25 protein-coding genes and 2 pseudogenes are annotated in these 21,668 nt (G+C 65.2%); 14 read left to right on the top strand and 13 right to left on the bottom strand.

Annotated features, from left to right (window positions below):
- Positions 1–658 precede the first annotated feature (658 nt).
- From A5777_RS25135 to mrf, 3 genes and pseudogenes are all read right to left on the bottom strand, one after another.
- Positions 659–1,027: a DUF2510 domain-containing protein gene (locus tag A5777_RS25135; protein WP_064864764.1), complete on the bottom strand. Its 369-nt coding sequence runs from the start codon at positions 1,025–1,027 to the stop codon at positions 659–661.
- Between the two features lie 187 nt (positions 1,028–1,214).
- Positions 1,215–1,487 (bottom strand): annotated as a pseudogene (locus tag A5777_RS22550) (type B 50S ribosomal protein L31).
- Positions 1,484–2,821: a ribosome hibernation factor-recruiting GTPase MRF gene (mrf, locus tag A5777_RS22545; RefSeq protein ID WP_064864761.1), complete on the bottom strand. Its 1,338-nt coding sequence runs from the start codon at positions 2,819–2,821 to the stop codon at positions 1,484–1,486. Before mrf ends, A5777_RS22550 begins: the two are co-directional and overlap by 4 nt.
- 166 nt (positions 2,822–2,987) lie before the next feature.
- Here mrf and rpmB point away from each other — a divergent pair, with 166 nt between their 5' ends.
- From rpmB to rpsR, 4 genes are all read left to right on the top strand, one after another.
- A complete protein-coding gene (rpmB, locus tag A5777_RS22540; protein ID WP_064864759.1) occupies positions 2,988–3,224 on the top strand; it encodes a 50S ribosomal protein L28 in 237 nt (78 codons plus the stop codon).
- On the top strand, positions 3,224–3,388 hold the full coding sequence (rpmG, locus tag A5777_RS22535; RefSeq protein ID WP_005179659.1) for a 50S ribosomal protein L33: 165 nt from the start codon (positions 3,224–3,226) through the stop codon (positions 3,386–3,388). The genes rpmB and rpmG overlap by 1 nt, the downstream gene beginning before the upstream one ends.
- Complete coding sequence (rpsN, locus tag A5777_RS22530; protein WP_064864757.1) at positions 3,388–3,693, top strand: 30S ribosomal protein S14; 306 nt, start codon at positions 3,388–3,390, stop codon at positions 3,691–3,693. Before rpmG ends, rpsN begins: the two co-directional genes overlap by 1 nt.
- Before the next feature lie 78 nt (positions 3,694–3,771).
- Positions 3,772–4,029, top strand: a complete 258-nt coding sequence (gene rpsR / locus A5777_RS22525; protein ID WP_064864755.1) for a 30S ribosomal protein S18 — start codon at positions 3,772–3,774, stop codon at positions 4,027–4,029.
- Positions 4,030–4,114: 85 nt separating this feature from the next.
- Here rpsR and A5777_RS22520 read toward each other — a convergent pair whose 3' ends face one another.
- Positions 4,115–5,968 (bottom strand): cation:proton antiporter, encoded by a 1,854-nt coding sequence (locus A5777_RS22520; protein WP_064864774.1) that lies wholly within the window; start codon positions 5,966–5,968, stop codon positions 4,115–4,117.
- Between the two features lie 176 nt (positions 5,969–6,144).
- On the opposite strand from A5777_RS22520, the gene A5777_RS22515 reads away from it, so the two are divergent.
- From A5777_RS22515 to A5777_RS22500, 4 genes are all read left to right on the top strand, one after another.
- Positions 6,145–7,164: an AurF N-oxygenase family protein gene (locus A5777_RS22515; protein WP_064864771.1), complete on the top strand. Its 1,020-nt coding sequence runs from the start codon at positions 6,145–6,147 to the stop codon at positions 7,162–7,164.
- Positions 7,165–7,209: 45 nt separating this feature from the next.
- Positions 7,210–8,739 (top strand): 4Fe-4S binding protein, encoded by a 1,530-nt coding sequence (locus tag A5777_RS22510; RefSeq protein WP_005202536.1) that lies wholly within the window; start codon positions 7,210–7,212, stop codon positions 8,737–8,739.
- Between the two features lie 17 nt (positions 8,740–8,756).
- Positions 8,757–9,263: a hypothetical protein gene (locus A5777_RS22505; RefSeq protein ID WP_005202534.1), complete on the top strand. Its 507-nt coding sequence runs from the start codon at positions 8,757–8,759 to the stop codon at positions 9,261–9,263.
- A 110-nt stretch (positions 9,264–9,373) separates the two neighbouring features.
- The gene (locus A5777_RS22500) at positions 9,374–10,189 is read left to right on the top strand and encodes a maleylpyruvate isomerase N-terminal domain-containing protein (RefSeq protein WP_064864753.1); all 816 of its coding nucleotides are present in this window, start codon (positions 9,374–9,376) and stop codon (positions 10,187–10,189) included.
- Here A5777_RS22500 and A5777_RS22495 read toward each other — a convergent pair.
- Together A5777_RS22495 and A5777_RS22490 are read right to left on the bottom strand one after the other, a co-directional pair.
- Positions 10,161–11,648 (bottom strand): DEAD/DEAH box helicase, encoded by a 1,488-nt coding sequence (locus tag A5777_RS22495; RefSeq protein ID WP_064864751.1) that lies wholly within the window; start codon positions 11,646–11,648, stop codon positions 10,161–10,163. The genes A5777_RS22500 and A5777_RS22495 overlap by 29 nt on opposite strands.
- Positions 11,649–11,926: 278 nt before the next feature.
- The gene (locus A5777_RS22490; RefSeq protein WP_064864749.1) at positions 11,927–12,565 is read right to left on the bottom strand and encodes a helix-turn-helix domain-containing protein; all 639 of its coding nucleotides are present in this window, start codon (positions 12,563–12,565) and stop codon (positions 11,927–11,929) included.
- Between the two features lie 18 nt (positions 12,566–12,583).
- On the opposite strand from A5777_RS22490, the gene A5777_RS22485 reads away from it, so the two are divergent.
- The 3 genes from A5777_RS22485 to A5777_RS22475 all read left to right on the top strand — a co-directional run bounded on the left by A5777_RS22485 (position 12,584) and on the right by A5777_RS22475 (position 15,097).
- Positions 12,584–13,393, top strand: coding sequence for an AzlC family ABC transporter permease (locus A5777_RS22485; RefSeq protein ID WP_231895172.1), 810 nt, complete (start codon positions 12,584–12,586; stop codon positions 13,391–13,393).
- The gene (locus tag A5777_RS22480; protein WP_064864745.1) at positions 13,390–13,713 is read left to right on the top strand and encodes an AzlD domain-containing protein; all 324 of its coding nucleotides are present in this window, start codon (positions 13,390–13,392) and stop codon (positions 13,711–13,713) included. Before A5777_RS22485 ends, A5777_RS22480 begins: the two co-directional genes overlap by 4 nt.
- Positions 13,714–13,891: 178 nt before the next feature.
- Entirely contained in the window at positions 13,892–15,097 is a 1,206-nt protein-coding gene (locus A5777_RS22475) for an arylsulfotransferase family protein (RefSeq protein WP_064864742.1), read from the top strand.
- Between the two features lie 45 nt (positions 15,098–15,142).
- On the opposite strand, the gene A5777_RS22470 is transcribed toward A5777_RS22475, so the two are convergent.
- Together A5777_RS22470 and A5777_RS22465 are read right to left on the bottom strand one after the other, a co-directional pair.
- On the bottom strand, positions 15,143–15,697 hold the full coding sequence (locus A5777_RS22470; protein WP_064864768.1) for a hypothetical protein: 555 nt from the start codon (positions 15,695–15,697) through the stop codon (positions 15,143–15,145).
- Positions 15,698–15,758: 61 nt separating this feature from the next.
- A complete protein-coding gene (locus A5777_RS22465) occupies positions 15,759–16,475 on the bottom strand; it encodes an SDR family oxidoreductase (RefSeq protein ID WP_064864740.1) in 717 nt (238 codons plus the stop codon).
- Between the two features lie 86 nt (positions 16,476–16,561).
- Between A5777_RS22465 and A5777_RS22460 the strand changes: the two genes are divergently transcribed.
- Positions 16,562–17,140 (top strand): TetR/AcrR family transcriptional regulator, encoded by a 579-nt coding sequence (locus A5777_RS22460; RefSeq protein ID WP_064864738.1) that lies wholly within the window; start codon positions 16,562–16,564, stop codon positions 17,138–17,140.
- A 48-nt stretch (positions 17,141–17,188) separates the two neighbouring features.
- Here the strand turns inward: A5777_RS22460 and A5777_RS22455 are convergent, their stop codons facing one another.
- Positions 17,189–17,578, bottom strand: a complete 390-nt coding sequence (locus A5777_RS22455) for a hypothetical protein (RefSeq protein ID WP_064864736.1) — start codon at positions 17,576–17,578, stop codon at positions 17,189–17,191.
- A gap of 428 nt (positions 17,579–18,006) precedes the next feature.
- Positions 18,007–18,456, bottom strand: a complete 450-nt coding sequence (locus tag A5777_RS25130; RefSeq protein ID WP_064864734.1) for a hypothetical protein — start codon at positions 18,454–18,456, stop codon at positions 18,007–18,009.
- 384 nt (positions 18,457–18,840) lie between these two features.
- Between A5777_RS25130 and A5777_RS22445 the strand changes: the two genes are divergently transcribed.
- Positions 18,841–19,569: a hypothetical protein gene (locus A5777_RS22445; RefSeq protein WP_156528108.1), complete on the top strand. Its 729-nt coding sequence runs from the start codon at positions 18,841–18,843 to the stop codon at positions 19,567–19,569.
- 532 nt (positions 19,570–20,101) lie between these two features.
- Here the strand turns inward: A5777_RS22445 and A5777_RS25715 are convergent.
- The 3 genes from A5777_RS25715 to A5777_RS24850 all read right to left on the bottom strand — a co-directional run bounded on the left by A5777_RS25715 (position 20,102) and on the right by A5777_RS24850 (position 20,875).
- Positions 20,102–20,230 carry a hypothetical protein gene (locus A5777_RS25715; protein ID WP_269447019.1) on the bottom strand — a complete coding sequence of 43 codons (129 nt, stop codon included), beginning with the start codon at positions 20,228–20,230 and terminating at the stop codon, positions 20,102–20,104.
- Between the two features lie 98 nt (positions 20,231–20,328).
- The gene (locus tag A5777_RS24855) at positions 20,329–20,541 is read right to left on the bottom strand and encodes a hypothetical protein (protein WP_156528111.1); all 213 of its coding nucleotides are present in this window, start codon (positions 20,539–20,541) and stop codon (positions 20,329–20,331) included.
- A 187-nt stretch (positions 20,542–20,728) separates the two neighbouring features.
- Positions 20,729–20,875, bottom strand: coding sequence for a hypothetical protein (locus tag A5777_RS24850; RefSeq protein WP_156528114.1), 147 nt, complete (start codon positions 20,873–20,875; stop codon positions 20,729–20,731).
- Positions 20,876–21,264: 389 nt separating this feature from the next.
- On the opposite strand from A5777_RS24850, the pseudogene A5777_RS25875 reads away from it, so the two are divergent.
- Positions 21,265–21,503 (top strand): annotated as a pseudogene (locus tag A5777_RS25875) (tyrosine-type recombinase/integrase); the annotation flags it as partial.
- Positions 21,504–21,668 lie beyond the last annotated feature (165 nt).

Raw genomic sequence — 21,668 nt, 5'->3', positions numbered from 1 at the left:
GCAGCCAAACGACACAGTTTCTCCGCCACCACCGCATCCGCCGACCCCACCACAGCCGACACCAAAGCCGAAGGCGCGCCCTCGTTTCCACCGTTGCTGTTCGCGTGCCGCCACCCCCGCCCCACGTCGTATCGAATATGTGTTCTACACTACCCGACAATACGGACAACGTCGAGGAAATTCTCGAACACATGATCGAATGTGTGGATGGCCGCCGACCCGGTGATTCCGAACCCAGGACCGGCCGCCTGGCGTGCCGCTCCACTACGCTCTTCGCCGTGCACAGTCGCCCGCACGCTCGACGCTTCCCGCGGTTTCCGCCGCGCGCAGTGCTGGCCCTCGGCGGGTGCGACGTGCTCGTGATGTCGACGACGATCAGCGGATAGTGTTGTCCGCCATGCCATTCCACGGTAGACACTGCATCGGTCGACATCTCGGCAGTCGACATCCCGGCGGTCACGGCCGCGTCGTCGGACAGTTTGCAGACGCTACGGCTCATCGTCGTACTGATCGCAGCGCACCATCCACAGTGCTACGCACGTACCCGATCTGGCGCACCGACGAACGCCGGCAGATCCGGGCGGGCGCAACGTAATTCGAGCTCACCTTGCATCGCGCTATTCAGCGCGGCACCGCCACTGCTACCGCTCAGCGATACTCACGGCACCGCCCGCGGTGCGGTGTGGTCGGTCCATTGCGCCCCGTTCCAATAACGCACCAGAACCGCGTCGGCCGACTCCGGATACCAGCCGGGCGGCACAGACGGCGGCGGCGGGATGATCTCGATCGAAGCCGGTTCCGAAACTCGCGGCTCAGGAGCCGGCGCAACCGCAGAAGCTGAAGGGACGGCAGCAGGCGCAGCCGGGTTCGGCCTGGGTGCAGCGACCTTCGCTACTACGACGGCATCGAGCTTTTCTCGAACTCGGTCAACCACCGCGATACCGTCGGCTTTGACCACACTCTTGGCCTCGAGGACCTTCTCCCGCGAGACGATCGCAATCGTCCCAGCACCACTCCCTGCGACCATGTGATCGAAGTGATCGAGGAAAAATCGGCTGTCTCGACGACGAGTTTGCTCCTGCTGTGGGATGTGAACAAGACCCGGGAATCGGTACCCACGAGACGTCGTCGCCCCCGGGCGTGCGCTCCCGTGCTGTCTCGGAGCGGTGTCGGAATCGTACATGCGCGGCATCGTCACCCCTCCACGACCACGCCTATGACGACCGCCCGCGATCCTGTGCACGCAGACCCGCGTACTTCCGCCGGAAACGTTCGACGCGTCCCTCGGTGTCGACGACCCGCGCGGTGCCGGTCCACAGCGGATGCTACGCGCTCGTGATGTCGACGACGATCAGCGGATAGTGTTGTCCGTCAGTCCATTCCACGGTCTCCGTCGACGTCGCGGTCGACCGGGTAAGGAATGGCGTGCCGGTCGCGGCGTCGCGGAAGACGACCGGGTGGTAGTCGGGATGGATGTCAGATTTCATGGGAGATCCCCTTTCTCGGAATAGTTGCGCTGTTGATCGGTGTCGAGGCCGTCTGTGATGGAGAGCAGCCCTGACCCGGGATGCGTGCTGTCGGCGCAGGGGTCCTCGTGCCGGGTGCCGAACGGGTCGTCGTACTCGCGCCAGGCATCCGGCCCCTCCGCCATTTCGACGTCGGTGAGCGTGGCGGCGTGCAATGCCTCGACAATCTCGGTGACGTCGGCGCGGTGCGCCAGGATCGTCAGCGCGTTGTGACGGTCACCGAAAGTCTCGTCCCACCGAAGCGCCGCCATCGCGAGACGAGTCTCCTCGACGTCGGAACGCTCGTCGGCCGACATCGCCGCGAGCCACTGCCCCGCTTCCTCGACCCGTAGCGCCCCGCCGGCGGACTCCAACCAGAACACGTCGTCGAATCGGGTGGCCAGCCACAGCCTCCCGCGAGAGCAGATCACGCCGTCGAGCAGATGGTCGAGGGCGTCGTGCAGGCGCGTCGGATGGAAGGGTCTGTCGCTCTCGAACACAGCCATCGACACGCCACATTCCGTGGTCAACGGTGGAGTTCCGCGCAGCAGCGGGTCATGCGGACCGAAGACAGCGCCGCGTCGGGCGGTCGGGCCGATCGCGCGCAGCAACTGAATCAGAATGCCCGGCCGGATGGGTCGTTGCGGCAACTCCATCACGATCGGAGCACCGGGCGCGAGGCGACGCAAGACCTCCATCAGCCGCGCCGACGACCATGCATCGCGAAACGCCGGGTCGGCGCCCGCGAGCACCAATGCGTCGGCGAAGGCGACCTGACCAACCGCCACCTGAGCCAGGGTGCGATCGTCGTCGGCCACAGCAGAATCCAACTCAGCAGACCACTCGACTAGCCCCGCCTCGCCGAGTGTGACGTCACCGCTCGCGGCGTCGAGCCACTCCATCTCCGACACGCACGCGATGGTCGCGTCGACGGCGACGTCGTACCCCGCGGGAGCGTCGACGAATCCCGGCATGTCCGAGCAGACGACATGCTCGATCGCCCAGCACAGCGCCTCGGGTTCGATGAGCGGATCGAGTTGCAGCACAATGCGTTCCACCGTTGATCGCTGATGGAGTCGACGCAGTAGCGGGAGCAGGTCGATCCGTAGCGTGCACGACACGCATCCGTGCTCGAGCGAGATCTCGCGAATGTCGGTGTGCTCGACGCCGTCGAGGTCGATCGTGCGTGTCGTGCGCAGCACCCGACCACTGGGTAGCGACGAGAGGTCGTGGTGGACCAGCGTGGTCCCAGCCATCGCGAGCGCGTCCGTGGTCCGCGCCAGCGCGTCCCTGTCGAGCCCGGTGACCAGTGTCATCGGAGTGCGCGGTCTCGACGGCCTGCGTCGTGCATCAGTTGGATCGGCCTGCACAGCCTCGCTCCTTCACTTCAGATTTATTGGCAACGATTTCCATTTAGCGTGTCGCCACGATAGCGTGGAATACCGCACTAACGCCAATCGTTTCCAACAAGGAGGTTGTGCCGTGGCAGCACGATGTCAGGTCACCGGGAGAACGCCGGGGTTCGGCAATCAGGTGTCGCACTCGCACCGAAGGACCTCACGTCGTTGGAACCCCAACATCCAACGACGCCGCTACTACCTGCCCACCGAACGACGTTTCGTGACGCTCGACGTGAGCGCCAAGGGCATCAAGACCATGGACCACAAGGGCATCGAAGCCGTGGTCGCACAGATACGCGCACGAGGAGAGAAAGTCTGATGGCTCGCAACGAGATCCGACCCATAGTCAAACTCCGGTCGACGGCCGGAACCGGCTACACCTATGTCACCCGTAAGAACCGCCGCAATGATCCCGACCGCATGGTGATCCGCAAGTACGACCCGATCGCCAAGCGTCACACCGAGTTCCGTGAGGATCGCTGATGGCAAAGAAGTCCAAGATCATCCGCAACAAGCAGCGTCGTGAGACCGTTGCCCGCTTCGCCGAACGACGTTCGGCACTGAAGCGGACCATCGTCGACGCTGCCGCAACACCCGAACAGCGCGCACAGGCGCAGCGCGACCTGCAGGCGCTGCCCCGCAACGCGAGTCCGACGCGCGTCCGCAATCGCGACGCCGTCGACGGCCGCCCGCGTGGCTACGTCGGCAAGGCAGGCGTGTCGCGCGTCCGCTTCCGCGAACTCGCCCATCGCGGCGAACTACCGGGCATCCACAAGTCGAGTTGGTGAGTACCGTCGGGTGTGGGCGCTCACAGCGTCCGCACCCTGCGGCCAACCACCCATTACCCACTACAGAGGACTTCACCCATGGCGAAGCGAACACCGCGTCGGCCACGGCCAGGCGCCGACACCAAGCCAAAGCAGACCCGCAATCAGCTCAACGCGCTCGGCATCACCGACGTCGACTACAAAGACGTGAATCTTCTGCGCAAGTTCCTGTCCGACCGCGGCAAGATTCGCAGCCGACGCGTCACGGGACTGACCCCGCAGCAACAGCGCCAGGTGGCCACCGCCATCCGCAATGCGCGCGAAATGGCGTTGCTGCCCTTCGTTTCTCAGCGCTGACTCTCGCCACTGCTGAGTCTCAGCCGGTTCCGGTTGCCCACAGGCGCGGTATCCGCGCGCCTGGGCAACCGCAACATTCAGCGAGTCACGACCCGCGCTGCATGTCGAGGCTGATCTCCTCGGCGTCGAGTTGCCCGAGTGCGCGGCTCAGAGCCGACGAACTGTACGTTCCCTGACTGCGCAGCTTGAGCAACTTCTTACGCTGTGCGGCGATGATCTCTCGACGCGTTCGTCGGATCTGCACGCGTTCTTCGAAGCTGAGGCCGTACGGCGTGCTCGCGCCGGCGGGGACCACACCGCTATTCGGATCGTCGGCCGAACCGTCATCGGAATCGGTGACGGCGCCGGCCTCGGCGTCCTCCTCGGCCTCGCGGCTGACCTGTTCGAGTCGCGGTCGTAACCACGGGATCTGTCTGACCGTCTCGGACTCGGCCATCACCTTCTGGGCGGTGGCGTCGAGTTCTGCACGAAGCCGTCGACGTTCAGCGAGCATCGATTCGCTGTCGTCGCCGATCTTGAGCGTGCGGATCAACCAGGGAAGCGTGCCACCCTGGATCAGCAACGACGCCGCCGCGACCACGAACGCGACGAGAACCAGCAGCGGCCTGCTCGGGGTATCGTCCGGCAGCGTCTGAGCCGCGGCCACCGTCACCACGCCGCGCATTCCGGCCCACACCACGATCGCCGACTCCTTCGGCCCCAGCGGCGCTTCGGTGTAGTAGTCGATGTCGGCGAGGGTGCGCGTGATCCGCGAGTTGATGCGGGCCGCGGTGTCCGTGGAGACGGGCGGCATGTCGCCTGCCGCGAGTTTGGTGGCGTCGCGGTGGCGGCGTCGTCGAAAAGCCCTGCGCCACCAGTGTCGACTCCGACGTTCCTGGTCGCGGTCGACGTCGTCGCTCGGCGTCACCGAGAAATCCGCGAGCATCGGGCGGATCTGATCGCCGCGCCGTCGCTTCCGGTCGAGCCACCACGCCAGCGGCACGACGTACAGGGCTCGCACGAGCAGCGCGACACACAACACCGACAGCCCGATCCACACCGCGTTCGGCACGCCTTCGTGGTCGTTGTGGACGTCGGACATGAGGGTGAAGAGCTCGAGACCCATCAGCAGGAACACCGCGCCCTCGGCGATCAGCTCGACGACGCGCCAGTTCTGCATGTCCGAGATGCGGTGCTGCGGCGTGAGATACCTGACCGCGCCCGCCCCGGTGATCAGGCCCGCGGTGACCGCGGCGACGAGACCCGACGCACCGATCGCTTCCGCGGGCACGTACGCGATGTAGGGAACGGTGAACGAGATCGCGGTGTTGGCCGTGGCGTCGCGCATCCGCGACCGCACCCACAGGTTGGCGACGCCCACCGCTGCACCGATGGCAACCGCGCCCGCAACGGCGAAGACGAAGTTCAACGCCACGCCCCAGAACGAGATCGTGGCCGCGGTCGCCGCCACGGCAGCACGTAGGAGCACCAGCGCCGATGCGTCGTTGAGCATGCTCTCGCCCTCGAGCACCGCGACGACGCGCGAGGGTACGCCCATCCGCTTGGCGATCGACGTCGCCACGGCGTCGGTCGGACTCACGATCGCGCCCAACGCGACACCCGTCGCCAACGAGATCCCCGGCACCACAAGCGTCAGGAACCACCCGACGACCACGGCACTGAGGATCACCAGCACCACCGACAGCGTGCTGATCGCGGTGAAGTCCCTGCGGAAGTCCATCGTCGGCATACCGATGGCCGCCGAATAGAGCAGCGGGGGAAGCACTCCGACCAGAATCCACTCGGGATCGACGTGGAACGCGGGCACGAACGGCATGATGCCGATCACCGCGCCGACGAATACAAGAACAAGAGGTGCCGGAATCCGCAGGCGAGGGGCGATGTCGGTCACCAGCGCGATGAAGAGGACCGCCGCAACAACGATCAGCACCTTTTCCATCGCACCGGCCCCTTTCAGAGACTGTCGCCCGCCACTGAACAACACTTCCACCGAAAACTGTGCCATTGGCTGTTGACAACAAATTCGGTGCCACTTACCGTCGAAAGCCTACGGTGTGACACCCCACACTGTCGGCTGTGTTCACGCACCACATGCATCCGCGGAAGGCGATTCTCATGACCAAGGCACTGAGGTACGACCCCGACGAGACGGTGTCGATCGACGCCCCGCACGGACTTCCCCGCGCCGAATACGAGCAGGTCCTCGACGACCTCTCGTCGGCGTCGGTTCACCGAAACTTCGATCCCTACCTCGACATCGACTGGGACGCTGCGGACATGGCCGTCGTGCCCGACGATCCACGCTGGGTGCTCAACTACGAGGTCGACCCCATCGGCCGCCACCCCTGGTATCAGCAACAGCCGCTGGACAAGCAGATCCGCATCGGCATGTGGCGACAGGCGAACGTCGCGAAGGTCGGATTGCAGTTCGAGTCGATCCTGATCCGCGGCCTGATGCAATACAGCTTTAAATTGCCCAACGGCGCCAAGGAATTTCGCTACACCACGCACGAATCGAAAGAGGAGTGCAACCACACGCTCATGTTCCAGGAGCTGGTCAACCGGATCGGCATGGACGTTCCGGGCGCCAAACTCGGCTACCGACTGATCTCTCCTGTGGTGCCCCTGGTATCCACGATGTTCCCCACCATCTTCTTCTTCGGCATCCTCGGCGGCGAGGAGCCCATCGATCATCTCCAAAAGGACTTCCTGCGCATGCGATCCGACCTGCACCCCGCGATGGCGGCCGTCATGCAGCTACACGTCGCCGAGGAAGCACGTCACATTTCGTTCGCGCATCATCACCTCCGAGAGAACGTCGCCCGCAAGGGCCGTTTCCAGCGTTTCGTGCTGTCGCTGATGTTCCCCCTGGCCATGCGCATCCTGCTCGGCGCGATCATGGTCCCGCCTCGCAGTTTCATGCATGAATTCGACGTTCCGCGCGAGGTGATGCGCAACATCTTCTGGCGCGCCGAGTCATCGAAGCGGGTGCGCCGCAACGTGTTCGGCGATGTACGGATGCTCGCCGAGCAGTGCGGCCTGATGAATCCGGCCTCCCGCGCAATGTGGCGAGCACTCGGGATCTCGGGCCGTTCGTCACGGTTCCGCAGCGAACCGACCTACACCGCGGCCTGAGCCCGATCACTCAACCCCTGCCACCGAAAGAGTAACGGGCCCAACATGCCACATGTCGTGACCCAGTCGTGCTGCGGCGACGCCTCGTGCGTCTACGCGTGCCCGGTCAACTGCATCCACCCGACACCGGACGAGCCGGACTTCGCGACGTCGGAGATGCTCTACATCGATCCGACGACCTGCGTCGACTGCGGGGCATGCGTCAGTGCGTGCCCGGTGGGGGCGATCGTTCCGTCGCATCGAATCCCGTTGGGGCAGGAACGTTTTGCCGACATCAACGCACTCGCCTACGCGGCCGAAGGACAGCTAGGTCTCACCGACGCACGGTTCCCCGTCGACCCGGTGCAGCGGCTTCCACTCGCGCCGATCGAGCACCCGCGGGCACTCGATTTCGACGAGCCGGTGTCCGTGGGCATCGTCGGATCGGGGCCGTCGGCAATGTATGCGGCAGACGACCTGCTCCGCCACCGCTCCGTGTCGGTGACGATCTACGAACGTCTCCGACGCCCCTTCGGCCTCGCCCGCTACGGCGTCGCCCCGGATCACACCCGAACCCGCAAAGTCATCGACCTGTTCGACGACATCGCCCGCAATCCACGAGTCGAGATCCTCCTCGACACCGAGGTCGGCCGTGACATCACGCTCGACGACCTGCGCGCACGGCATCACGCCGTGATCTGGGCGGGAGGTGCGCCGACGGATCGTCGCCTCGAGATCGAGAACATCGACGCTCCCGGCGTCGGATCGGCCACGTCGTTCGTCGGTTGGTACAACGGCCATCCCGACTTCGCCTCGCTCGATCCCGACCTGTCGCACCGCAGTGCGGTCGTCGTCGGGAACGGCAACGTCGCACTCGACGTCGCGCGCATCCTCGTCGGTGGTGCGCAAAGACTGGCCAAGACGTCGATCGCCCCTCGTGCGCTTGCCGCGCTGGAGTCGTCGTCGATCGAGCAGGTCACGGTGCTCGGGCGTCGAGGTCCAGAGCATGCCGCCTTCACGTTGCCCGAACTCGTCGGCCTCGCCGACAACGGCGTGCGAGTGGTCACCGACCCCGCCGACTTCACAGACGTGCCCTTCGACGACCTCGACGCGGTGGCACGGGCCAAGCTCGAACTCCTCGCAGAACTGGCGACCGACGAGCCCGTCTCCGGTCGCCACATCCGCCTCGCGTTCCACCACACACCGCAGGCGGTGTCGGTCGACGGCTTCGGCGCCGCTGACGGACTCGTCGTCACGAACACAGGCGGCACCCACACGACGACGCTGCCCGCGGGACTGATTCTCACCTCAGTCGGGTACCGCGGTCGGCCTGTCCCCGGACTTCCATTCGACGCCGCGCGCGGCGTGATCCCGCACGACCAAGGACGCGTCGTCGACGAGGGTCGTCGTGTGCCGGGGATGTACGTGACCGGGTGGATCAAGCGCGGGCCGTCGGGCTTCATCGGTACCAACAAGACAGACTCCGGCGAGACCGTCGCTTCGCTGTTGGCCGATCTCGAAGCCGGTCTGCTGCCGCGACCGTCGCACCAACAGACGCGGGGGTCACGCGCAACGCTCGTCCGGGCCGGCCGCTGATCGGTAGATTTGCGGGCATGAGCCCTTCAAAGCCGACTCAACAAGCCGAATACGACCGCACGACGACCGAGGCGAACCTGCCGCTGCTCGCGACGGAAATGCGTCTCGGCCTCCGCGAGTACGTCAAAGACGAGGGGCTAAAACTTGACGATCAGTCCCCCGCGTGGGTCACCCGCAGTTCGCAGTCGGTGAAGCCGGGTCCGCTGGCGCCACAGAGCTCAGAACCCGACACCGACGACACCGATTTCGGGACGCTCGTCGTGCTGACGCCCGCGCATCTGATCGTCGAGGTGGTCGGGTCGAGCAAAGGAGTCGTCGTGACGTCTGTGCCATTTGCGCAGGCCACGCTGTCGCCGACGGACGCGTTGTCGACCAATCCTTCCGAGCGTGGGTTCACGGTGTCCGGCTTCGACGACGCCGGGCCGCTCGGCAACACCTGCCACATCGGGCTCGGACCGGAGTCGGAAGCCGACGACTGTTTTGCCGCTGTGCGTTCCGCAATTTTCAGTGCCGCCGGTATCTGAATCGACGCAATGTCACAATTCGGTTTCCTACGTTCGAATGACACCGACTGAGCGTCGCATAGACATGCGCTCACGAGTATCGTCATCCCGCGACGGGGGTGGCCTTGGGGATGAACAACACACTTTCACGGTTTGCTTATATCGATGCAGCACGGTCGACAGCTCAGAACTTCGTCGACCTCGTGTGCAGCATCGACAACCCAGACGCGTCGCTGGGAAGGCGGTCGAAGTGGACCATCGCAGAGTGTGTCGGACACGTCGCCAGCGAGCCCTCCCGCTACCTTGACCTGGCATGTGGCGCCACAGCGTGGCCGAGCCGCCCCTCTGATCTCAAGGACATCTACGCAAAGCAGATCGCGAATCTGACCACCCGTGACGTACACAAGCTCGCGGCAAGGCTTCTCGACGACCTCGACGAACTGTTGAATCTGGTCGGCCACTTCGGTGCGCGGGTGCCCGTCATGCCCGTCGAAGGTGATTGCCGCGGAGTCCGCGCCGACTCCGCGCTCGGCATACTGATCGGGAAAATGACCGTGCACGGCCACGACATCGCGCGAACGGTCGGCGCCCACTGGGAACTCGACCCCGGTGTCGCACCGCTGGTCGCACGCGGACGGCACCAACTGTTGCCCTGCTGGATCGATCATCTCGGCGAGGCGTCACCCGACGCCACGTTCGAGATCCGATTCCGCGGGACCGACGAGCGCTTCGTGTACCAGTTCGCCGACGGACACCTCGAGATCAATCCCGACGAGCACGCCGATCCCGATCTCTACGTGAGCGTCAAACCGGCTGCGGGCGTGCTGATCGGCTACGGCCGCATGTCTCCGATACGTGGGCTACTGACAGGACGAGCCATGGCCTGGGGTCCCAGTCCATGGCTCGCTACCCATCTTGTCAAGCGGTTCGCGCCGCTTGATGCCTGACGCGACCGCCGCCGCGCTGCTGTCCACGACTCTGCGTGTTCGAGCCCTGCTGACCACGCGGCTGACCGCCGCGCGCCTGGCCTGAGCCGCGCTGGCTCGAGCTACCCTGCCCGGAACTGCGCTGGCCCGAACCACGCTGGCTCGACCCGCGCTGACCCGAACCACGCGAGCTCTGCGCGTCGCGGGGTCCGCCGCTGCGGCGTCGTGCACCGTTGGCGCCACCACGACCACGTCCACCGCCGGCTCCCTGACGGGACTGTCCGGCAGGGCGGGCGGGCTCCGGTGTCGGCTCGACTCGCTCGGCGCGTGCGCCGACGAGAGCGTCGACCTCTGCCGAGCTCGGGCGCACCCGAACCGGCTTGACCTTGATCGCAGCCTTGCCGAGCAAGCCGGCAACGTCGCGACGCTGATCCGGCAGGCACAGTGTGACGACATCGCCCGCGTTGCCCGCACGCGCGGTGCGGCCGGAGCGGTGGAGGTACGCCTTGTGCTCGGCGGGCGGGTCGACGTGGACGACGAGCTCGATGGCATCGACGTGCACACCGCGCGCGGCGACGTCGGTCGCCACGAGCACGCGCACACCGCCCTCGCCGAACGCCTTCAGGTTCCGATCACGTTGCGGCTGAGACAGATTGCCGTGCAGGTCGACGGCGGGGATGCCGTCGGAGGTGAGCTTCTTGGCGAGCTTGCGCGCCTGATGCTTGGTACGTGTGAAGAGGATTCGACGTCCCGTTCCCGATGCGAGCTCGGCGACCATGGCGTTCTTGTCGGCGTGCTCGATCTCGAAGACGTGGTGCGTCATAGCCTCGACGGGCGACGTGGCCTCGTCGACCGAGTGCATCGTCGGATTGTCGAGGAAGCGCTTGGCCAGCTTGTCGACGCCGCGGTCAAGGGTGGCCGAGAAGAGCATCCGCTGTCCGTCGGCAGGCGTTGCGGCCAGGATTCGGGTGACTCCGGGAAGGAAGCCCAGGTCGGCCATGTGGTCGGCCTCGTCGATGACGGTGATCTCGACGTTGTCGAGACGAACGATGCGCTGCTGCATCAGGTCTTCGAGTCGTCCGGGGCATGCGACGACGATGTCGACGCCGCGCCCGAGCGCCTGCTCCTGACGGGCCTGCTTGACGCCACCGAAGATCGTGGTGACGGTCAGGCCGACGGCCTTCGCCAGCGGCTCGACCGCGGTGGCGATCTGTGTGGCCAACTCACGCGTCGGCGCGAGGATGAGGCCGGTGGGCGCGCCGGGGACGCGGTCGACGTCGAGCTCGGCCAGTCCGGCGACCAGCGGGATCGAAAACGCAAGTGTCTTACCGGAACCCGTACGGCCGCGGCCGAGGACGTCGCCGCCGTCGAGTGTGGCGGGAAGGGTGTCGGTCTGGATGGGGAAAGCCTCGGATTTTCCGTCCGCGGCAAGGACTTTCACGATCTCGGCAGGTACGCCGAGCTCGGCAAATGTAGTCATGTAAAAGGTCTCTCTACGTGCTCATCAGCACTGCGGACCACGGTGGCCTGTGCTGTGGTGGCGAAATCGCGGGTGCGCGAAGTCGTTTCGCCGTATGAAGTCAAAGAGCGGTGGTCGACCCCGGGCTATGTGGGGGACCCGCCGCGAGAATTGCGATCTACGACGCGTTGGCTATGTCTGTGCACGCCAATATGTACACCGTACGCGAGGTCGTCCGAGTGAGCGAATCATGGTGAGCGCAGTCACGTTTACGCTCCGAAGTGGCTGCGGCGGAAATGTCAGAAAGCTTCGCTGACCAGTACCGCGAATGTGCCGGGCTCCAGTGCGTCGAAGACATGGTCGGCATCTCCGGGATACGAGATGTAGTCGCCGGGCCGAAGCTCGACCGGATCGTCGAGGGGTCCAACCAACGCCCTCCCCGCAGACAGAACGACATGTTCGACGACGCCGCGCGCGTGCGGGCGAGACACTTTCGGCTCCCCCGGCTCGGCGCGCAGCAAGAAGATGTCGCGTCGCGACGACGGCGAAGCCGCGGACAACAGCGTCGAGATGTACTCGGCGGTCGCCGACGGAATGGCCGGTCCGTCACCGAACCTGATCACCTCCACCCGACGCGGCGGGGTGTCGACGAGGTCGGAGAAGGTCAGGCCGAGCGCCTCACTCAGCGCCCAGACGGTCTCGATGCTCGGGTTACCAAGACCCTGCTCTAGCTGCGACAACGTCGACTTACCAATGCCCGCACGCCGGGCGAGTTCGCCGATGGACAGGCCGACGCGAGCCCGCTCTCGCTTGAGCGCCGCCGCGATCACCGCGGTGGGACCGGACGCCGTCGGATCGGCCTCCGACCGACCCGCAGCGCCACCGAGGTGGTCGTCCGGCGAATCGTCCGAGTGTTCATCTTGACGAACAGTACCCATATGTTCATCATAGTGGTCATGCGTTCGTCATGGGAAACACTCGGCTACGACACGCTGCGCAGCGTCGCAGTGATGGCTATGTCGGTGTTCGTCATCGGATGCTCTTACGGCGTCGCGGGTCACAGCGCAGGGTTGAGTTGGTGGCAGATCCTGACCATCGCCTGCGTGGTGATGGCCGGTTCGAGCGAATTCGTCTTCGTCGGCATTCTCGCCACCGGCGGACTTCCTATCGTCGGCGCGCTCGCCGGCCTGCTAGTCAACACCCGCAACCTCGGCTACGGCTTGTCCGTCGGGCCGTACCTCGGGTCGGGCATGCGCCGACTCGTCGGAGCACACATGGTGAACGACGAGACGGCCGCCCTGACCGCCGCCGCACCCGACGCCGAGCGCGCACGCGCAGCGTTCCTGTGGTGCGGCATCGGCGTACTCGTCTCGTGGCCGGCGGGATCAGCCGTGGGTTCCGCTGCGGGGCAGATCATCTCGAGCCCCGAGACACTTGGACTCGACGCCGCGTTCCCCGCACTACTGGCCGCACTGGCGATTTCGGCACTGCGCGCACAACGTTCCGAGCGCGGCAAGCTCGGCGCGTCGCTGGCCCTGGGCGCCGTGATCGCCGTTGCCACAACGCCTTACGTCCCCGCGGGCGTCCCGGTCCTGCTCGCCCTTACCGGGCTCCTTGCCGGCGTGCCGCTCCCCCGCCGCGGCGCCGACCGCGCGCACCGTACTGCCGACCGTGCGCTCCATCCAGCCGACAGTGCGCTTCCTCATGCCGACCGTGCGTCTCGTTACGCCGAAAGTGCGCTCCAGACCGCCGAGCGTGCGTCGTGACGCACGGCACGCAACTGTTCATCGGCGTCGCGGTGCTGGCCGCGGGTACCTATGCCCTGCGGTTGGCCGGTCCCCTGCTGCGCTCGCGAATTACCGTGTCGGACAAAGTGCGCGCGCTGATCGACCGCGCCGCGCTGGTTCTGTTGGTCGCGGTCGCCGCGACCGGCGCTCTCTACGCCGGGCAGGACCTGTCCGGATGGGCGCGGCCGGCGGGAGTTGCCGCCGGGGTGGTGGCCGCACTGCTCAAGGCACCGCTGATCGTGGTGATCTTGCTGGCGGCAGGTGTTGCCGCCGGCCTCCGCGCGGCCGGCGTCGGGTGAGTTTGCTCCTACACCGGGTACGCGGCATGTACGTTATGCGCGCTTGACCCAAATCCCTTCTCCGCGAACCGGACACGACGGCACCGGGGTTTCGAATCACCGGGCGCGAGAGCTTGTCATCGGCACACGAACGCCCGAAGATCTTTGAGTACGCATCGATCTACCGAGGGACCCTCACATGCGCAAGTGCTCGACGCCGCGTCTTCTGGCCATACTGACCGCAGCCATTCTTGGACTGGGTTCGGCCGTCACGTGTGCCGCAACTGCGCAAGCGGCTCCCCGCCTTCCGACCAACCCGATCGGCACCCCGACCTACACGGTGAACGTCAACAAGCCCGGCGGACCCCCGGGATACATCTTCTACACAACGGGTTGGGCCGCAGCGGTACCGCTGCCCGTCGTTCCACGCGGACTCGGCAACACAGATCAATCAGCCGTCATCGTCGACAAGTCCGGGCGGGTCGTGTGGCGATACACCGTCGCCCAAGGCGGCAGCATCTCGAACTTCCGCACGCAGACTTATCAGGGACGCAAGGTGCTCACCTGGTGGGAAGGCTCCGGTCAAGGTGGTCACGGCGCGGGAGTCGACGTCATCGCCGACACCCGTGGGCACATCATCAAGAGGATCACCCCTGCGGGACTCGGCTCCGATGTCCACGAATTCCGGCTCACACCTGACGGTCGGGCACTGATCACGTCATACCACCAGGTCAGCGCCGACCTCACGTCCGTCGGCGGCCCCAAGCGCGGGACCCTCCTCGATTGCGTCGCCTCGATCGTCGACGTCGCCAGCGGCCGGACGCTGACCGAATGGTCTGCACTACAACATATTCCGCTCACGGCGTCGGCCGCCCGATACACCGGCCTCGGCGGCGCAGCCACCTTCGACCCGTTCCACATGAACTCGATAGTGCTCGACCCGGTCGGGAACCTGCTGATCTCGTTCCGAAACCTGAACGCCGCCTACAACATCGACGCTCGTACCGGTCAGATCCTCTGGAGCGTCGGCGGAAAGCACTCGAGCTTGCGCATGGGGCCAGGAACAGACTTCTTCGGCCAACACGACGTCGAGTACGCCGATCCCCATACGATTCGCTTGTTCGACAACAACATCAACGTTGCCACCCAACTCGGCGACTCCAGCATCAAGTGGATTCGACTCGACCCCACTCGACGCACCGCGACTCTCGTTCGGCGCCAAGCACATCCCGCAGGCCTGGCCACCGCAGCCACCGGCAACGCCCAGGCAGTGGCCGACGGATACACCTTCGGCAGCTGGGGTACCGCCCCGCACATCTCGGAGTTCTCACCGTCGGGCGAAATGACCTACGACGCAACGCTTCCGGTCGGCACCTATCGCGCCTACCTCGACACGTGGCCGTGACCGCACGCGATTCGGCATTGAACGACACAAGATAGCGCCCACCACTCAGCCGAGCGCCATTCGTAGATCCCACAGTGGCGCATGGGGTTCCATCTGCCACTGGCGTACGGCGTTGAGGCGGATGATCCGCGTGGTGCCCAGAATCAGCAGCGCGGCGAGGGGTAGTTCGGCGAGGAATGCGGTGAGTAGCGAGACCCACCGGTCGTCGGGGGCCGCGGTCATGATGTCGAACCAGGCGTCGCAGATGAGCAGGATTCCGGTGGTGAATCCCGCGAGGACCAGCAGTTGGCGACGCAAGAACGCCAGCACCGCGGTCGCGGTCATCATGGTGACGAGCAGAACGTCGAAGCCAATCCAGGTGACCGACCAGTTGTGGGCGACGTAGTCGACCGGCAGGGTCAGCCCGAGAAAGACGATCCACGGGATGAGCGCAGTCGCGCCGATCGCCATCACACCGATCCGCACGCGCCGAATCCTGCTGCGCACAACCGGACTCGGCGCTATGCCGTCGAGCGGGCGGGACAGTCGGGCAATCAGATCCCGACGCTGCTCCGCAGTCAGAGCTGCGATCTCGGCGTCGGACAGGATGTCATGACTCATGACGATCACCTCTCGGAGCGGGACGATTCCGTATTACCCGCTCGGGAGCCTCATCTGCCAACTACGCACCCGTTGCGCCGAAGAGTTGCTCGTAGCGTTGCTTCGGCTCGAGCGGGAGTCCGGACTTCACAAGCTTTGCCCAGTCGTCCGCCAATACTTCCTGCTCGCCCGACTCGACGGCGTCGAGCCCGGCATTCGCCAGCTCGGCGGGTGAGAGCTTGGGTGCGTCCATGCCCTGCGACATGTCGGTGTCGACCAAACCCATGTGGACGGCCGTGACCTGCGTGCCCTGCGCGGCCAACTCCAGCCGGGTGCTGTCGGTGAGCATCCACGCCGCTGCTTTCGACGCGGCATACGCGCCGGCGCCCGGTGCGGTGAACCACGACAACGCAGACACGACGTTGAGGATTGCTCCCCCACCATTCGATTCGAGGATCGGCGCGAAAGCACGGGTCAGAAGCAGCGGCCCGTAGAAGTTGGTGTCCATCTCACGACGGATTGCCGCCTCATCCCCGGACACCAGCGGGGTTCCCGTGGAGATGCCCGCATTGTTGATCAGCAGATCGACGTCGGTCGCCACCGCAGCAGCCGCGGCGATGTCGTCGGGATTGGTGACATCGAGCGAGATCGCCTCGACGCCATCCGCGTGGATGGTGCTGGCGTCGCGAGCCGCCGCGTAGATCTTCGACGCCCCGCGGCGCTTGAGTTGTTCGACGAACGCCGCTCCGATTCCCCTGTTTGCGCCGGTGACGAGCACAACCGCACCCTCGATGTTCATGATGATTCCATTCTGTATCGATCGCTAGCTTATTGACTCAGTCACCGTAACACATTCTGTAACGGTCGCTATGTTATTGTCGGACCGTGGCAGGCCGACCTCGGAGTTTCGATCGCGACGCCGCCCTGCTGGCGGCCGTCGAAGAGTTCTGGCGTTCGGGATACGACGGCTCCTCGATCGCGCGCCTCACTGCCGCCATGGGCATCACGGCACCGAGCCTGTACGCGGCCTTCGGCGACAAACAGCACCTGTTCGACGAGGCGTCGGCGCTCTACTTCGACCGCGCGATCGCAGCAGTCGACGACGCAACCGCGCTGCCGACCGTCGAGCAGGCGGTCGCCCGAGTTCTCGACGACACCGCGCACGCCCACACCGGCCCCACGACGCCACCCGGCTGCCTGATGCTGACCGAACCGCGCCTGAGTGCGCAGCGGGAGACCTTGCGGGCGCGCCTACAGGCCCGACTCGACCAGGGCGTACGAGACGGAGATCTCGCCGCCACAGTCAACAGCGATCAGTTCGCAGAGTTCCTCGTTGCCGTTCTTCGTGGAATGTCGGGATGCGCGCGCGACGGCGGCTCGACGCAGGACCTCCTGAACATCGCCGACACCGCGATGACGGCGCTGCGGGCGGTGAGCGCAGGGGCGCAGGCTAAGCACTCCTGAATGCCGAGATGGCATCCGCTCCAAGTACTTACGTCAAGCTTCACCGCGTCACTGGCATGTCGGGCTGGTCGCAGCCCATTCGGCGAGGTTGGGGTCGTTACACATCGCTTCGTCGGTGTCCCCGACAGGCGCGTCGGTGTCGATCAGTCCGTCGCCGTCCTTATCCCATTCAGGAGGGAGATCGTTCCCAGTTGCGGCTGGTGCTTCGGTCTCCGGGACGATGGTCTCCGGGACGATTTCGGGGGCGGCAGTGTCGGGTGGCGGCGCTACGTCGGTGGTGGTCGTGGTCGTGGTCGCAACAGGCGTACTCGGGGCCGCGGAGATGCTCGGCGTCGACGATGACGACGATGTGACGGTCTTATCCTCCGCCGGGGTGGCGCACGCGGCGACCGCAAACATGAGGGTCGCGGCGGAGAGGACGGCTGGCAGGCGTTTCATGACCTCGGAGGATACTTGCCCGCGGTATCGCAACCACGTGCTTCGCGCCATATCGGGTGCGAGCCTTGAGATTCAAAACCCACTGTTGCCTCGACCCTTTTGGTGGTCGACAGCACGACCTGCACACCCCAAAGCCGCTGTGCCGCAAGGTCAACCGGGCTGGCAGCGAGTAGGGAACTCGCCGGAGCCGTTGGTCTGCGCGAGTTCGACCTTCGCCCAGTCCTCGGGTCGCAACACCACCGCGTTCGGGACGTGTCCCCGCAGTTCGAGCTTGGTGATGCCGTTGCGAACCCGTGGTCAGAATGTCGGTTGCGAACGCCTCGCCTCGCCTCGGTGAGCACGCCCGAAGTCGACAGGATGCCGTGCAGGTGTGCGTCGGCGGTTCCGTCACCATTCAGGACCTCGTTTTCGAGTTCCTGGTACAGGCCTTAGGTCAACTCGTTCGCGAGGAACCGCGAAACGGTCAAGACGTCCTGCAACAGGTACTTGTCCACCGGGTCCGACAGGTGCGCGATAACCGCCTTCTCGCCGTCGACTCCGCCGTCCTTGACCGCCTTCTTCGCGAGCCGGTTGGCCATCGACTTGGCGGCGCGACGCGAGAAGAAGTCGGACTGATCGCCGAGCGCGGAATCGTCGCCCTGCGAGCCGTCCGTCATTTCGATCCCGCCACTGGGGCGGACCTCGGCGAACTTCGCCGCAAGCTGTGCGTCCTTGCGGGCGGCGTCGATCTTGCGATCCAGTTCGCCGATCTGGTCCTCGACCGACTTGAGGTGTGCGCGGTCGTCGGCGCTGAGTGCCTGGTCGGCCGACTTACGGGCGTCGATCAGACTCTTGGCCGAGCGCAGCAGCTCTGCGCGTTGGTTCAGCCACTTGTCCATGAGAGATTCCTTCGTTGAATGCGCGGGGACACCGCGCGATGAGATGCCCGCAGAGCAGGCGGTTCAACGGGCGTCGTGAAAGGTCACGGACCACGAAGGCCGGTGTCGCATTCAACTCCGGTGCACGGAACCACACGACGGGCCGAAACTTGGGCGCTGGCGTGACCGCTGCGTGGGGCGCTACACCCCCAGGAAACCAGGTCGCGGGGAGACACCGGAAGATTACTGCGTTCGGGTGACGGCACCGGAGTGTCTGACGCCGCGGCTACTATCCATCACATGACGACGTGGCAACCTCTGTCCCAGCGAACGGAAGGGCTTCAGCCGGACGGCCCTTACGAGGGAGTTCCCAACCATTTGGTCGCTCCGCTCGCAAGGTGGTACGTGGACGCAAGCAAAGACCGCGACGGGCGATGGGTCAACGGACTGCAGAATAAGATGGCGAACTTGCTGCGCGTCGCCGTTAGTGAAAGCTGGCATAACGGGGACGTGTCGACCCACTTGCTATATGTCGTTAAGAAGGATCGCGACAAATTCTTGGATCTTGTCGACTGCAGGTTGCATCTTGGCGGTTACACACGATCTTTCATACTGCAGGAGGCTCTGACGTCAGGGGGCTCGGTGTGGAAGGTGAACGAAGACAGCACAGGGCTTGAGCGGCGCGCGAGCGAGGAGCTGAGTGAGACTGTCCAGGCCGCGACGTCTCCGAGTGACGAGGCAAGCAACCAACTGCGTGAGGCGTGGTCGAACGCTTATGGGCGTAGCGGTGACCCGTCCGACGCTTGGGACCACGCGATCAAAGCCGTTGAGGCGCTGTTGTGTCCGGTCGTAGTGCCAAATAAGGCGAAACCGACGCTCGGCGATGTTCTCGGCACGTTGCGTGGCAACAACGGCAATAAGTGGCGCGGGAGTCTTCCCGGCAAAGATAAGGATCACCCGGTCACACCTGTCGTCGGTGCGCTGGAACTGTTGTGGCCAAACCCCGATCGACACGGCGAGCCAAACCCGCGCCCACCGAGCGCGGAAGAAGCGCGATCAGTCGTCGCCTTGGCCGCAGCGTTGATCCAGGCACACCGCGAGACGCCGATTGTCTTTAAAAAGTCCGCAGAATGAAGTTATCCGAAAGGGAAAGAAGTTCCCATGACTTACTCCGACCTTAACTCCGCAAGCAATCACCTTCGAACTTCGCTACGAATCCTGGCGAATTATCAAGGAGCGATTGAGGACCTAAATCACCTGAATGGATACCTGAACGATTACCTTGGGAGTAAGATCAGCTCCGCTGCGGAACGACTCGATCCATCCAGCAGCTCTTACGATCCCACTGAGGCTCGGTATGTGCTGCTGTTCATACCAGATACCTCGGAAGTGGTCGATCTTCTAGCGAAATCGTTCGTAAACCGGAATATCGCAGCACAGTGGGTTCGCGCCGCAAACGAAGCAGCGTGGTTCATCTGGATAGCGTCTGGTCAAACTTCCGCCCCCGTCTGAGCCGGAGGGAGGGACCCCGTACCTTGCGGATGGGTTCTCGACTCAATGACTGTCACAGCGCTGACCTCCCCCGTTCCGGAGTACCCGTCCGACCGTCTCGCTTGGCTTCCGTCAAACTGACAGACCCTGGCGGGCAGCGGGAGGCCATCCGCACTCACGCGGTTGCCCCGCGAACCTTCTGCGGCCGCGGCAGGGTTGCCGTCGCCACGGCGTAACGGTCGCGCTGCTGCAGCTCCATGAGTCGAGCAAGCGCTGCGCGGGTGTGGGGTGAAGGCTCGGTCATAGTCCACCGCGTCGTCGCCTGAACGGGCGTGCAGCAGTTCGTCGGTGAGCCGGTACAGCACACCCCTATGGTGTCCCCGTACGCGTGGTAGATCCCCGCTACCGGGTCGCCACCAGCCCCACCTTCTCGTCGGGCTTCTGGGCGGTCCCGGTCAGCACTAGCCGCCAGGACCCGTGCATCGCCGGTTCCTCGTTCGCGATCCCTGCCTCGACCAGCACGTCGGCGACGTCGGCACGCTTGTTCAGCGCGCGCCGCAGCTCCTGCCGCTTCATCACGCCGGTTCGCAGCAGCTCCCGTCGCCCCGCTGTCACGGCCCGTTCGATTCGTTCGTCTTCCTTGGTCAGGTTGTCTTCCTTTTCTGGTGTCCTCTGCTTCCTGACCGGCCCTGTCCGACTGTCCTGTCCGTCCGCCCCAAGGGGTGCGGACAGGACGGACAGTCTGCCGGGAGTGGGGCTGTCCGCTGTCCGGGACAGCTGTCCGGACAGTCTGGACAGTTCGTCACGGTTCCTCGATCTCCTTCTTGACTGTGCGAACGAGATCGGCGAGCACGTCGTTGCCCAGCGAGACCCCGTTCTCCTTCGCCCACTTGCGCGCGGTCTCGCGTCCGGGACTCTGCCGGTCTCGGTGTGCTGCTGGTGCGGCCACGTCGCCACGGTGTCGGCGTGCTGTTGGCGGGCAGTGGCGCGGTCTTCCATCGGTGCGACCGACGTGTGCGGGCTGTCGGTGGGCACCGCGACGAGTGTCCGCAGCTGGCGCGGGTCACTCACGTTCGGCATCCAGTCGGCCGGGATTTCGACCGGCACCATGTCGAACGACTTCGGCCCCGGAATCTCGGCGTCCTTGTGCTTGTCCACCATGACGGTCGCGCCGAGCGATTTGCCGGTGGCGTCCATCGACAGACCGGTCCGTTCGAGCACCAGGTCCGACCAGACTGCACCCGGCCACGCGGCACGACTGCGTGGCCGGGTGCAGTCGTGCCGCGCTGCGAGAAGGCAATCGAGCGCCTATGCAAGCTCGACAAGGAGGGTCGAGCGACGACGAGTTTCCCGCAGGTCTCGCCGCACGATCTGCGGCACAGGGCCGCGTCACTAGCGATTTCGGCGGGTGCGAACGTGAAGGCGGTGCAGACCATGCTCGGGCACGCGTCGGCCGCGATGACCCTGGACACCTACGCCGATCTGTTCCCGGACGACCAGTCGTCGCCGACGCGCTGGACCGCCAGCGGGCACAGGCGCTGGAAGCATGTGCCCTCGCTGTGCCTTCCGGCTCCTGACGCCGATACGACGAAACCCCCTCGCTCCTGCTCCATCGCAGGCGAGAGGGGGTCTCGTGGTAGTGGAGCTAGGGAGAATCGAACTCCCGACCTACTCGATGCGAACGGGACGAACTGGGCGTTTGTGAGTGTTGCCCTCGTTGGCGGTGTGTAGTCTCCCCTGGT

Source organism: Gordonia sp. 852002-10350_SCH5691597 (genome assembly GCF_001665715.1).
GTDB classification, from domain to species: Bacteria; Actinomycetota; Actinomycetes; order Mycobacteriales; family Mycobacteriaceae; genus Gordonia; species Gordonia sputi.
Note: the sequence above shows the minus strand (reverse complement) of the source record. Positions and strands in the feature narration are given on the sequence as shown.

Coding starts and splice junctions, on each gene's coding strand:
- A5777_RS22505 (WP_005202534.1), top strand. CDS start 8,757: ATGAGCCCTTCAAAGCCGACTCAACAAGCCGAATACGACCGCACGACG.
- A5777_RS25130 (WP_064864734.1), bottom strand. CDS start 18,456: ATGGACAAGTGGCTGAACCAACGCGCAGAGCTGCTGCGCTCGGCCAAG.
- A5777_RS22490 (WP_064864749.1), bottom strand. CDS start 12,565: ATGGGTACTGTTCGTCAAGATGAACACTCGGACGATTCGCCGGACGAC.
- A5777_RS25715 (WP_269447019.1), bottom strand. CDS start 20,230: ATGACCGAGCCTTCACCCCACACCCGCGCAGCGCTTGCTCGACTCATG.
- A5777_RS22475 (WP_064864742.1), top strand. CDS start 13,892: ATGCGCAAGTGCTCGACGCCGCGTCTTCTGGCCATACTGACCGCAGCC.
- A5777_RS22455 (WP_064864736.1), bottom strand. CDS start 17,578: ATGAAACGCCTGCCAGCCGTCCTCTCCGCCGCGACCCTCATGTTTGCG.
- rpmG (WP_005179659.1), top strand. CDS start 3,224: ATGGCTCGCAACGAGATCCGACCCATAGTCAAACTCCGGTCGACGGCC.
- A5777_RS22520 (WP_064864774.1), bottom strand. CDS start 5,968: ATGGAAAAGGTGCTGATCGTTGTTGCGGCGGTCCTCTTCATCGCGCTG.
- A5777_RS25135 (WP_064864764.1), bottom strand. CDS start 1,027: ATGGTCGCAGGGAGTGGTGCTGGGACGATTGCGATCGTCTCGCGGGAG.
- A5777_RS22495 (WP_064864751.1), bottom strand. CDS start 11,648: ATGACTACATTTGCCGAGCTCGGCGTACCTGCCGAGATCGTGAAAGTC.
- A5777_RS22500 (WP_064864753.1), top strand. CDS start 9,374: ATGAACAACACACTTTCACGGTTTGCTTATATCGATGCAGCACGGTCG.
- A5777_RS22470 (WP_064864768.1), bottom strand. CDS start 15,697: ATGAGTCATGACATCCTGTCCGACGCCGAGATCGCAGCTCTGACTGCG.
- A5777_RS22515 (WP_064864771.1), top strand. CDS start 6,145: ATGACCAAGGCACTGAGGTACGACCCCGACGAGACGGTGTCGATCGAC.
- mrf (WP_064864761.1), bottom strand. CDS start 2,821: ATGACACTGGTCACCGGGCTCGACAGGGACGCGCTGGCGCGGACCACG.
- A5777_RS22465 (WP_064864740.1), bottom strand. CDS start 16,475: ATGAACATCGAGGGTGCGGTTGTGCTCGTCACCGGCGCAAACAGGGGA.
- A5777_RS22485 (WP_231895172.1), top strand. CDS start 12,584: ATGCGTTCGTCATGGGAAACACTCGGCTACGACACGCTGCGCAGCGTC.
- A5777_RS22510 (WP_005202536.1), top strand. CDS start 7,210: ATGCCACATGTCGTGACCCAGTCGTGCTGCGGCGACGCCTCGTGCGTC.
- rpsN (WP_064864757.1), top strand. CDS start 3,388: ATGGCAAAGAAGTCCAAGATCATCCGCAACAAGCAGCGTCGTGAGACC.
- rpsR (WP_064864755.1), top strand. CDS start 3,772: ATGGCGAAGCGAACACCGCGTCGGCCACGGCCAGGCGCCGACACCAAG.